General features: G+C 74.1%; 12 protein-coding genes. 10 read left to right on the top strand and 2 right to left on the bottom strand.

Features of this window, described 5'->3' with window-relative positions:
- Window positions 1-289 precede the first annotated feature (289 nt).
- Genes C1I99_RS25570 through C1I99_RS25560 form a run of 3 tightly spaced genes read left to right on the top strand, consistent with a single transcriptional unit; the run spans window position 290 to window position 2,977 of the window.
- Entirely contained in the window at window positions 290-1,258 is a 969-nt protein-coding gene (locus C1I99_RS25570; RefSeq protein WP_233512708.1) for a toast rack family protein, read from the top strand.
- Window positions 1,259-1,301: 43 nt separating this feature from the next.
- Entirely contained in the window at window positions 1,302-2,273 is a 972-nt protein-coding gene (locus tag C1I99_RS25565) for a pirin family protein (RefSeq protein ID WP_111136744.1), read from the top strand.
- Window positions 2,274-2,314: 41 nt separating this feature from the next.
- Window positions 2,315-2,977, top strand: a complete 663-nt coding sequence (locus C1I99_RS25560) for a hypothetical protein (RefSeq protein ID WP_111136743.1) — start codon at window positions 2,315-2,317, stop codon at window positions 2,975-2,977.
- 420 nt (window positions 2,978-3,397) lie between these two features.
- Here the strand turns inward: C1I99_RS25560 and C1I99_RS25555 are convergent, their stop codons facing one another.
- The gene (locus C1I99_RS25555) at window positions 3,398-3,667 is read right to left on the bottom strand and encodes a DUF2795 domain-containing protein (RefSeq protein WP_111136742.1); all 270 of its coding nucleotides are present in this window, start codon (window positions 3,665-3,667) and stop codon (window positions 3,398-3,400) included.
- Between the two features lie 152 nt (window positions 3,668-3,819).
- Here C1I99_RS25555 and C1I99_RS25550 point away from each other — a divergent pair, with 152 nt between their 5' ends.
- Window positions 3,820-4,230, top strand: a complete 411-nt coding sequence (locus tag C1I99_RS25550) for a DUF2267 domain-containing protein (RefSeq protein ID WP_111136741.1) — start codon at window positions 3,820-3,822, stop codon at window positions 4,228-4,230.
- 28 nt (window positions 4,231-4,258) lie between these two features.
- Here the strand turns inward: C1I99_RS25550 and C1I99_RS25545 are convergent, their stop codons facing one another.
- Window positions 4,259-5,425, bottom strand: a complete 1,167-nt coding sequence (locus C1I99_RS25545; RefSeq protein ID WP_111136740.1) for a CaiB/BaiF CoA transferase family protein — start codon at window positions 5,423-5,425, stop codon at window positions 4,259-4,261.
- Between the two features lie 142 nt (window positions 5,426-5,567).
- Between C1I99_RS25545 and C1I99_RS32915 the strand changes: the two genes are divergently transcribed.
- From C1I99_RS32915 to C1I99_RS25515, 6 genes are all read left to right on the top strand, one after another.
- Window positions 5,568-5,744 (top strand): hypothetical protein, encoded by a 177-nt coding sequence (locus C1I99_RS32915; protein ID WP_158554109.1) that lies wholly within the window; start codon window positions 5,568-5,570, stop codon window positions 5,742-5,744.
- Complete coding sequence (locus C1I99_RS25535) at window positions 5,726-5,950, top strand: hypothetical protein (RefSeq protein ID WP_111136738.1); 225 nt, start codon at window positions 5,726-5,728, stop codon at window positions 5,948-5,950. Before C1I99_RS32915 ends, C1I99_RS25535 begins: the two co-directional genes overlap by 19 nt.
- A gap of 199 nt (window positions 5,951-6,149) precedes the next feature.
- On the top strand, window positions 6,150-7,172 hold the full coding sequence (locus C1I99_RS25530; protein WP_111136737.1) for a TerC/Alx family metal homeostasis membrane protein: 1,023 nt from the start codon (window positions 6,150-6,152) through the stop codon (window positions 7,170-7,172).
- 90 nt (window positions 7,173-7,262) lie between these two features.
- On the top strand, window positions 7,263-7,853 hold the full coding sequence (locus C1I99_RS25525) for a sulfite oxidase-like oxidoreductase (RefSeq protein ID WP_199562389.1): 591 nt from the start codon (window positions 7,263-7,265) through the stop codon (window positions 7,851-7,853).
- Window positions 7,850-8,596, top strand: a complete 747-nt coding sequence (locus tag C1I99_RS25520; RefSeq protein ID WP_111136735.1) for a ferredoxin reductase — start codon at window positions 7,850-7,852, stop codon at window positions 8,594-8,596. Before C1I99_RS25525 ends, C1I99_RS25520 begins: the two co-directional genes overlap by 4 nt.
- 15 nt (window positions 8,597-8,611) lie before the next feature.
- Entirely contained in the window at window positions 8,612-8,905 is a 294-nt protein-coding gene (locus C1I99_RS25515; protein ID WP_111136734.1) for a DUF6510 family protein, read from the top strand.
- The last annotated feature ends 2 nt before the right edge of the window (window positions 8,906-8,907 follow it).

The raw sequence follows: 8,907 nt of genomic DNA, 5'->3' as shown, positions 1-8,907 counted from the left end.
GGCAGGACATGCCGCTGACCCGGGCCGCCCAGACCGTGCAGGTCTCGGCCTACCCGGACCACTACGCACAGTGGGAACAGCAGGCCGCCGACCTCGTCACCCAGCACTGGAACAGCTGACCCACACCCGCCGGCCGGCACCCCACACGGGGCGCCGGCCAGCGGCATACCCAGGGCCGGCCCCGAACAACCCGCAGGGCTGATCCGGGGCCGGCCGCGCCACGTACTCCATGGCCGGGGACGTGAGAGGGGAAGACCAGCCATGGCCGGGGACGTGAGAGGGGAAGACCATGGCGGTATCGGGGTACGACGGGGGCCGCCGTCCGGAGCCTGCCCGGCGCGTCGCGCCGGAAGTGGAGCTGGTTGGGGGTTCGGATCCGACCGGCCACTCGGCGAGGCGAGGCTGGCCGCGTGGGGCGCGCCTGCTGGCCGCCGCCGTCGCGCTGGTGCTCGCCCTGGGAGCCGCCGCCGTGGTGGTGACGCTCTCCGACCCGCACCGCCTGGCGGTGGCCTTTTCCGAGGGACGCGTCGCCGCGCCGACGGTCACCGTCGCCGCAGGGCCGGGCGGGCTGGGTGCGGCCGACGAGTCGCCGGCCGGGCGGCCGGGCAGCCGGGGCGCGGCCGATGAGGCGGCGGAGCGGCCGGCGGACGGGCCCGCCCTGACCGCGCCGCTGGCCGGCCGGCACCGCGCCAGCTTCGACCTGGTCGACCCGCTCACCCGCCTTCACCTGCGGGTGGCGGACCTGGGGGACGACCTCTACCGGGTCAGCGGCCCGTCCGACGCGGGCGTCCGTGGCCAGCCGGAGATGCTCGGCGACCTGGTCCGCCTGCGGGTCACCCCGACCGACCGTCCGGGTCCGCACGCCGTCGACGTGATGCTCAACGCGCGGGTGACCTGGCGCCTGCGGGTGAGCGGCGCCGTCACCGAGCAGCGGCTTGACCTGACCGGGGCCCGGCTGGCCGGGGTGGAAATCGCCGGCGGCGCCACCCGCACCGACCTGCGGCTGCCACAGGTCGCCGGCACGCTGGTCGTACGGATCACCGGCGGGGTGAGCCGCTTCGACATCCTGGTGCCGGACGATCTGCCGGTCCGCGTCCGCGCCACCGCCGGCATCGGCCAGGCCACACTCCACGAGCGGCGTGGCGACGCTGTCGCCGCCGGTGCCGTCCTCGACGCACCTGGCTGGGATCGCTCCCTCGACCGGCTCCTCGTCGACCTGGTGGCCGAAACCACCACGCTGACCGTCGTCGGTGCCTGAGCACCCGCCCGCCGGCGGGCACCTCCGGGCGTACAGTCGGGCGGTGGAGCGTACCGAGAAGATGCCGGCACAGACCCGCCCACCTGGCGTGGCCACCGTCGATCCGGGCAGCGTCCTGCTGCCCGGCCACGATGTTCCGCTCGGGCGCTACACCACGGTGCGCCGCCTGCTGCCCCAGCGCCAGCGTCGGATGGTCGGCGCCTGGTGCTTCGTCGACCACTTCGGCCCGGACGACGTGGCCGAGCGGCCGGGCATGGAGGTGCCGCCGCACCCGCACACCGGCCTGCAGACGGTGACCTGGCTGCTCGACGGGGAGATCCTGCACCGCGACAGCCTCGGCAACGTGCAGCCGATCCGACCCGGTCAGCTCAACGTGATGACCTCCGGGCGCGGCATCGCGCACTCGGAGCGGTCGCCGGCCGAGCACCCGCCGCTGATGCACGGCGTGCAGCTCTGGGTGGCGCTGCCGGATCCGGCGCGGGCCGGCGCCGCGGACTTCGCCCACCACGCCGAGCTGCCGCGCTGGCGTGACGGCGAACTCGACGTCACCCTGCTGGTCGGCGAGCTGGCCGGGGAGCGGTCTCCGGCGGTGGTGCACACCCCGCTGCTCGGCGCGCAGCTCGAGCTGCGCGGGCCGGCGCCGGCCATGCTGCCGCTGCGCCCCGACTTCGAGTACGGGCTGCTGGCCATGTCCGGCGGCGCGGAGGTGGACGGGGTGCCGCTCGCCCCGGGCGCGCTGCTCTACCTCGGTACCGGGCGGGCGCGGCTCACGCTGCGCGGAAAGGCAGGCAGCCGGCTGCTGCTGCTCGGCGGTACACCGTTCGAGGAGCCGCTGGTGATGTGGTGGAACTTCGTCGGTCGCTCGCACGAGGAGGTCGCCGCAGCCCGGGAAGACTGGATGGCCGGCCGGCGCTTCGGGGTCGTCGCCGACGATCCGGCGCCGCCGCTGCCGGCGCCGGCGCTGCCCACCACCCGGCTCAAGGCCCGCGACCGCAGCGGGGGCGTACTCGGCTGAGGCGGCAGGCGTGCCCGGGCGCTGCGCGGGTAGTCGCGGGCATGCCCACCAGCATCTCCAACATCGAAGACAAGAAGCGCCTGGTACGCCGGCTGGCCGGCGGCGGGCGGGGCTTCGCCGAGCAGTACGGCTTCCGGGTCACCAACAACCCGGCGAGCCTGTTCCAACTGCTCTGCCTCGCCGTGCTGCTGGCCCGCCGGGGTGACTTCCGGCGCGCCCTGGACAGCGCGCACGCACTGCCTGCGAACGGCTGGGACAGCGCCGCCAGGCTGGCCCGCTCGCTGCACGCCGACCGGGTGCGGGTGCTGCGCGAGTCCGGGCAGCGCGGGGACGTCGACGCGCTCGCCACCACTCTCGGCGACCTGGCTCAGACGGTGGTCGACAGGTACCGCGGCGACCTGCGCCGGCTGCGCACGGTGGCGCACCACGACCCGGCCCGGGAGCGGGAACTGCTCATCCGGTTGCCCGGTGTGGACGGTCAGGTGGTCGACCTGTTCCTGCGCGAGGCGCAGGCGTTGTGGCGGGAGGTGGCGCCGGTCGCCGACCGGCGGGCCCTGGTCGCCGCGCGCCGGCTCGGGCTCGGGCGCTCGGCCGACGACCTGGCCGGGCTGGCCGGCAGCGGCGAGTCCGAACGCCTTGCCTGGCTGGTCGGCGCGCTCGCCCGGGTCGACCTGGAGCAGCGGTACGGGGAGCTGACCGGGTGACCCGACTCGGTGCGTTGGCCCACACTTCCGCATTCACTGTCCATTCGGACGATGTTGCATCGTATGATGGTCGCGGCAGTGATGCCCGCCCGGTTCGGGCGGACGTCAACCCCCTGCCTGGTGGGGCGTCCCGGTTCGGGTGCGGCTCACCCCAGGGTAGGTACTGCGGGGCGCTCCGGCCGCGGTTCGCGGTTCGGGGCGCCTGCATGTTCCGGGCCCGGCGCGCACCTCGCCGTCGGTGCGTTCGGGCCGGGGGTTCCTCCCATTGGGGCTCATAGTGGACGACCAGGAGCTTCCGGTGTCTGTGGTGGGCTGACACCACCGTCCCGCCCAGACCGGAGCTGGTGCTGCCACCGGGGCCCGCCACGCGAGCCCCGGCTACCCCCGCCAGGCGCCTACCGACCCGCCCGGCGCAACAGGTCAGATACCGCGCAGGTGTTGCGACACCCGCTGGTGCGTGTCCCGGGCCTGCGCCGCCCGCTGGGACGCGCCGACCTCCGGGGCGGCCTCGATCGCCGCGGACCGCGCCACCTCGTTGCCGTTGGCGTAGTCCACCGGCGGCAAGGCGCGCAGGGCCTGCAACACGTCCGGCGGGGCGCCCTCGCGTTCGGCCTCGCGTACCACGTCGTCCTTGTCCGCCGGGTAGTCCAGGCTCGACAGGTACTGCAGCACGTCGGCGTAACTCGCCATGGTGTCGGCTCCTCGGGCATCGATCCGGTCACGACCGGCGGCGGTTACCCGCCGGAGCGGAGCTCACGCGCCGGCCGGCGGCGAAATCCGTGGCCGTTTCCGGCCCGAGCCGGGGGGTACGCGTAGGCCGACGGCAGCCCGAAGGAGCAACGATGAACTACAACACCTTCGTCGATCAGGTCGCCCAACGCACCCGCGCCTCCTCAGAGCAGGCGGTGGAGCTGACCCGGGCGACCCTGGAGACGCTCGCCGAGCGGCTGACCGGCGGGGAGGTGCTGGACCTGGCCGCCCAGTTGCCCAGGCCGTTGCAGGTCGTGGTGAAGCCGAGCCCGCGTACCGAGGCGGCGGAGCGGTTCGGCGCGGCCGATTTCGTCGCGCGGGTCGCCCTGCGGGCCGGGGTGGACGAGGCCACCGCGAAGAGCGGCGCGCGGGCGGTCTTCGTCACCCTGCGGGAGGCGATCACCGGTGGCGAGTTCGACGACGTGGCGATGCAACTGCCGCGCGACTACCGGGACCTCGTCGAACCGGCGATGGCCCCCGGAGCGACCCTGCGCCGCTCCTGAGCCAGCCAGGAAGCCGTGACGATGCCGCTCAGGCCACCGCGCCGGTCTCGCGCAGTTCAGCGATGTGCTCGGCGTCGAAACCGGCCTCGGCGAGCAGCTCGTCGGTGTGCTCGCCCGGCTGCGGCGGTGGGCGGCGCACCGCGGTCGGGGTGCCGGAGAAGCGGGGAGCCGGCGCGGGCTGGGTGACCCCGTCGCGCCGCACGAAGGTGCCCCGCGCCGCCAGGTGCGGGTGCTGCGGCGCCTCCTGCCAGTTCAGGACCGGCGCCACGCAGGCGTCGGAAGGGCCGAGCAGTTCGGTCCACTCGTCCCGGGTGCGGGTGCGGAACAGCCGCGCCCAGGCCGCGCGCAGCGCCGGCCAGTTCGCCGGGTCGGTCCGGTCCAGCGCCTCGTCAGGGTGCAGCGGGAAGCCGGCGAGCCGGACCAGCTCGTCGTAGAACTTCGGCTCCAGCGCGCCAACGGCCAGGTGTCTGCCGTCCGCGCACTCGTACGTGTCGTAGAAGGGTGCGCCGCCGTCGAGCAGGTTGACCCCGCGCGGGTCCTGCCACATGCCGAGCCGGCGCAGCGCGTGGATCTGGGTGCTGAGCACCGCCACACCGTCCACGATGGCCGCGTCGACGACCTGCCCGGTGCCGCCGCCGCGCACCGCGTACAGGGCGCTGACCAGGCCCAGGGCCAGCATCATGCCGCCCCCGCCGAAGTCGCCGAGCAGGTTCATCGGCGGCACCGGGCGCTCCCCGGCCCGGCCGATGCCGTGCAGCGTCCCGGTCAGCGCCAGGTAGTCGATGTCGTGCCCGGCGTACGGGGCGGCCGGACCGTCCTGCCCCCAGCCGGTCATCCGCCCGTAGACCAGTCGCGGGTTCACCGCCAGGCAGGCGGCGGGACCGACGCCCAGCCGCTCGGTGACGCCCGGCCGGAAACCCTCGATCAGCGCGTCCGCGCTGCCGACCAGAGCCAGCACCACCTGCCGGCCGGCGGCCGACTTCAGGTCCACCCCGATCGAGCGCCGCCCCCGGTTGAGCAGGTCGGGGTGCGGGGTGCCGAAGGCCGACGGGTCCACGTCGGTCACCCGGTCCACCCGCACCACGTCCGCGCCCAGGTCGGCGAGCATCATCGCGGCGAACGGCCCCGGCCCGATGCCGGCCAGCTCGATCACCCGTACGCCGGCCAGCGGACCGGCCGGGACGTCCTCGGTCATCGGCACACCATAGGCGCTCGGCGTTTGCCCCGTAACGGCCCGGGAATCCCCCGGCGAGACGGGGAGGTGGCGTGGTCGACGACCCGGATCAGGGTTGCCGCCGCGCACCGTGACCTGTACCGGCGCACGCTGGAGCGGCGGGGTGCCTGAGCGGTATGCGGACATCCTGGTGGTCGACCTGCTCGGCGGGATCGGCGACCTGCTGATGCTGCTGCCCGCGGTGCACGGCCGGGCCCGCCGCCAGGGCGCCCGCCGGACCTGGCGGTCACCGGGCCGGCGCGGCTCGCCGGCGCCGCGACGGTGGCCCTGTTCGGCCTGACCGACGCCCGGCGGTACGGCATGGGTGGCGTCGGCCTGCAGGGGTTGCCCGGCTGCCCGCACCGGCTGCCCACCGCGATCACCGAGCAGCCCTGCTGGTGGCAGGCGAACTGCCCGCTGGACGCCGGCGGCCCGGCCCGCATGGCCGACCTGGACGTCGGTGCCGTCCTCGCCGCGGTCACCGCACGGGCGGGTCAGGCCCGGTGAGCAGGGGTGATCTGGGATGGCGGCGGCCCGCCCCGCTTGGCGGCGGGAATCGGCCTGCCCTAACCTTGTCGCCACGAGGGGAGTACTTCCCACGAACCATTCCGGTCAGTACGGCGGGCCAGGAGCGTGCCTCGGGTGGTTGCCCACGAACGGTGGGTGAAGGAGACCTCGAACATGACACGGTGTTCGAGGAGGCTTCATGACCGAATTGTCATATCTTGCTGCCACCGATATCCAGTCGGTGGGGACCCCGACGCTCTGGGTCGCCACCATCGCCGGCGTACTCGCCCTGCTGGTGCTGGACTTCGTGGTCACCCGCCGCCCGCACGAGGTGTCGCTGCGGGAGGCGCTCGGCTGGTCGGCGTTCTACATCGCGCTCCCGCTCGCCTTCGGTGCCTGGGTCTGGGCGCGGTTCGGGTCCAAGCAGGGCATGGACTACCTCACCGGCTACCTGGTGGAGAAGTCCCTATCGGTCGACAACCTCTTCGTCTTCATGCTGCTGCTGGCCGCCTTCACGGTGCCGGCCGTGCTCGCGCAGCGGGTGCTGCTCTACGGCATCGCCGGCGCGCTCGTACTCCGCGCGATCTTCATCGCGCTCGGCGCCGCGGCCCTGCAGACGCTGGACTTCGCCTTTCTGCTCTTCGCCGCCATCCTGATCGTCACCGCGATCAAGCTGCTGCGCGACGCGCTCTCCGGCCACGCGCAGGAGGTGGACATCAACAAGATGCGCTCGGTCCGCCTGCTGCGCAGGGTCATGCCGGTGACCCACGACTACCAGGGCACCAGGATGCTCGTGCGGGTCGATGGCCGGCGGGCGCTGACCCCGCTCGCCCTTGTCGTGGTGGCGGTGCTCGCCACGGACGTCGTCTTCGCGGTGGACTCCGTCCCGGCGGTCTACGGCATCACCGAGGACCCGTATCTGGTCTTCGCCACCAACGCGTTCGCCCTGCTCGGCCTCCGGGCGCTCTACTTCGTCCTGCACGCCGCGCTGAGCCGGCTGGTGCACCTCAGCTACGGCCTGGCGATCATCCTCGCGTTCATCGGCGTCAAGCTCGGCCTGCACTGGGCGCACGGCATCTGGCCGGGGGTGCCGGAGATCCCCACCGCCCTCTCCCTCGCCGTGATCGTGGTGGTGCTGGTGGTCGTCACCCTCACCAGCCTGCGAGCCACCCGCACCAGGGTGCGGGGCGGGACGGAGGCCGCCGTGATCGAGCGGCGCTGACCGGGCCGTCGCGGTCGCCCGCCGCGGCCGGCACCCACCGACCGCCTCCCGGCGTCGCGCCGGAGGTGGTAGGACTAACGGGTGGGTATCGTGTCACCCGGCTTCCAGGGCCGGCCCCGCTCGGCGGAGCCGGCCCTGCCGCCGGGGCAGTACCTGACCGAGGACTTTCCCGTGCTCTCCGCCGGGCCGACGCCGAAGGTGCCGCTGGAGACCTGGGAGTTCGTCATCTCCACCGAGACCGACGCCGAGTTCCGCTGGAGCTGGGACGAGTTGATGGCGCTGCCGCAGGAGACGCCGACGATGGACATCCACTGCGTCACCCGCTGGTCCAAGCGCGACACCGACTGGCAGGGCGTCTCGCTGGACGTCCTGCTCGACGGCATCGACACCGCCGCCCACTACGCGCAGGCCCACTCGTACGGCGGCTACACCACCAACCTGCCGCTGGCCGACCTGCGGGGCGGCCGGGCCTGGGTCGCGCACACCTACGACGGTGGCCCGCTACCGGCCGAGCACGGCGGCCCGGCCCGGCTGCTGGTGCCGCACCTTTATTTCTGGAAATCCGCCAAGTGGGTACGCGGCATCCGGCTGACGACCACCGACCAGCCCGGATTCTGGGAGACCGCCGGCTATCACGACTACGGTGACCCGTGGCGTGAGCAGCGGTACCAGGGCGATTGACCGCCCCGCTGCGGTGGCGGGTGGCCCGGCTCGTCCAGCGCCGGGTGGAGACGCCGACCGCCCAGACCCTGGTGCTGGAGGTGCCGGACTGGCCCGGCCACCTGCCCGGCCAGCACGTCGACGTCCGGCTGACCGCCGAGGACGGCTACCAGGCGGCCCGGTCGTACTCGCTGGCCGCGCCGGTCGCCGACGGCCCGGGCGGGGCGCGCATCGAGCTGACCGTCCAGCGGGTGCCCGACGGCGAGGTGTCGCCGTACCTGATCGACGTCTACCCCGAGGGCGAGCCGGTGGAGGTGCGCGGGCCGGTCGGCGGCTGGTTCGTCTGGCGACCAGAGGAGATCGCGCCGGTGCTGCTGGTGGGCGGCGGGTCGGGCGTGGTGCCGCTGATGGCGATGGTGCGGGCCCGTCGGGCGGCCGGCAGCCGGGCACCCTTCCGGCTGCTCTACTCGGTGCGCACCCCGGCGGACGTCCTCTACGCCGACGAACTGCGCCGCCGGGCCCGCGACGACTTCGGCCTCGACGTGGCGTACGTGTACACCCGCGAGGCGCCGGAGGGCTGGCGGGGCGAGCCGCACCGGATCGGCCTGGCCGACGTCAACAGCCACGGCTGGCCGCCCGACCTGGAGCCGCTCTGCTACGTCTGCGGCCCGACCGGCTTCGTGGAGACCGTGGCCGACCTGCTGGTCGGGCTGGGGCACCAGACCCGGCGGGTGAAGACCGAGCGGTTCGGCCCCACCGGCTGAGTCGAGGGAGACACGATGACGGAGATGTCCTACCTGGACGGCAACATGCTCGACGGCCCGCTGCGGGAACTGTTCGCCGTCGACCTCAGCGCCGCCACCGGGCGCTGCGAGCACTGCGGCATGCTCGGCCCGATGGCGGCGCTGCGGGTCTATTCGCACGCGCCCGGCCTGGTCGGCCGCTGCCCGAACTGCACCTCGGTGATGCTGCGCCTGGTCCGCTCGCCCGACCGGGCCTGGCTGGACCTGCGCGGCACCACGTTCCTGCAGGTGCCCATGCCGCTGGACCAGCCCCACCCCGGCCCGCTCTGACG

Origin of the sequence: Micromonospora deserti (assembly GCF_003236335.1) — a bacterium.
In the GTDB taxonomy this organism is placed as follows: domain Bacteria; phylum Actinomycetota; class Actinomycetes; order Mycobacteriales; family Micromonosporaceae; genus Micromonospora; species Micromonospora deserti.
The sequence above is the reverse complement of the archived record's forward strand: the minus strand, read 5'-3'. Positions and strand labels throughout refer to the sequence as shown.

Bases quoted from the DNA above. Each gene is read 5' to 3' on its own strand.
- C1I99_RS25570 (WP_233512708.1), top strand. From the start codon at position 290: ATGGCGGTATCGGGGTACGACGGGGGCCGCCGTCCGGAGCCTGCCCGG.
- C1I99_RS25560 (WP_111136743.1), top strand. From the start codon at position 2,315: ATGCCCACCAGCATCTCCAACATCGAAGACAAGAAGCGCCTGGTACGC.
- C1I99_RS25555 (WP_111136742.1), bottom strand. From the start codon at position 3,667: ATGGCGAGTTACGCCGACGTGCTGCAGTACCTGTCGAGCCTGGACTAC.
- C1I99_RS25550 (WP_111136741.1), top strand. From the start codon at position 3,820: ATGAACTACAACACCTTCGTCGATCAGGTCGCCCAACGCACCCGCGCC.
- C1I99_RS25545 (WP_111136740.1), bottom strand. From the start codon at position 5,425: ATGACCGAGGACGTCCCGGCCGGTCCGCTGGCCGGCGTACGGGTGATC.
- C1I99_RS25530 (WP_111136737.1), top strand. From the start codon at position 6,150: ATGACCGAATTGTCATATCTTGCTGCCACCGATATCCAGTCGGTGGGG.
- C1I99_RS25515 (WP_111136734.1), top strand. From the start codon at position 8,612: ATGACGGAGATGTCCTACCTGGACGGCAACATGCTCGACGGCCCGCTG.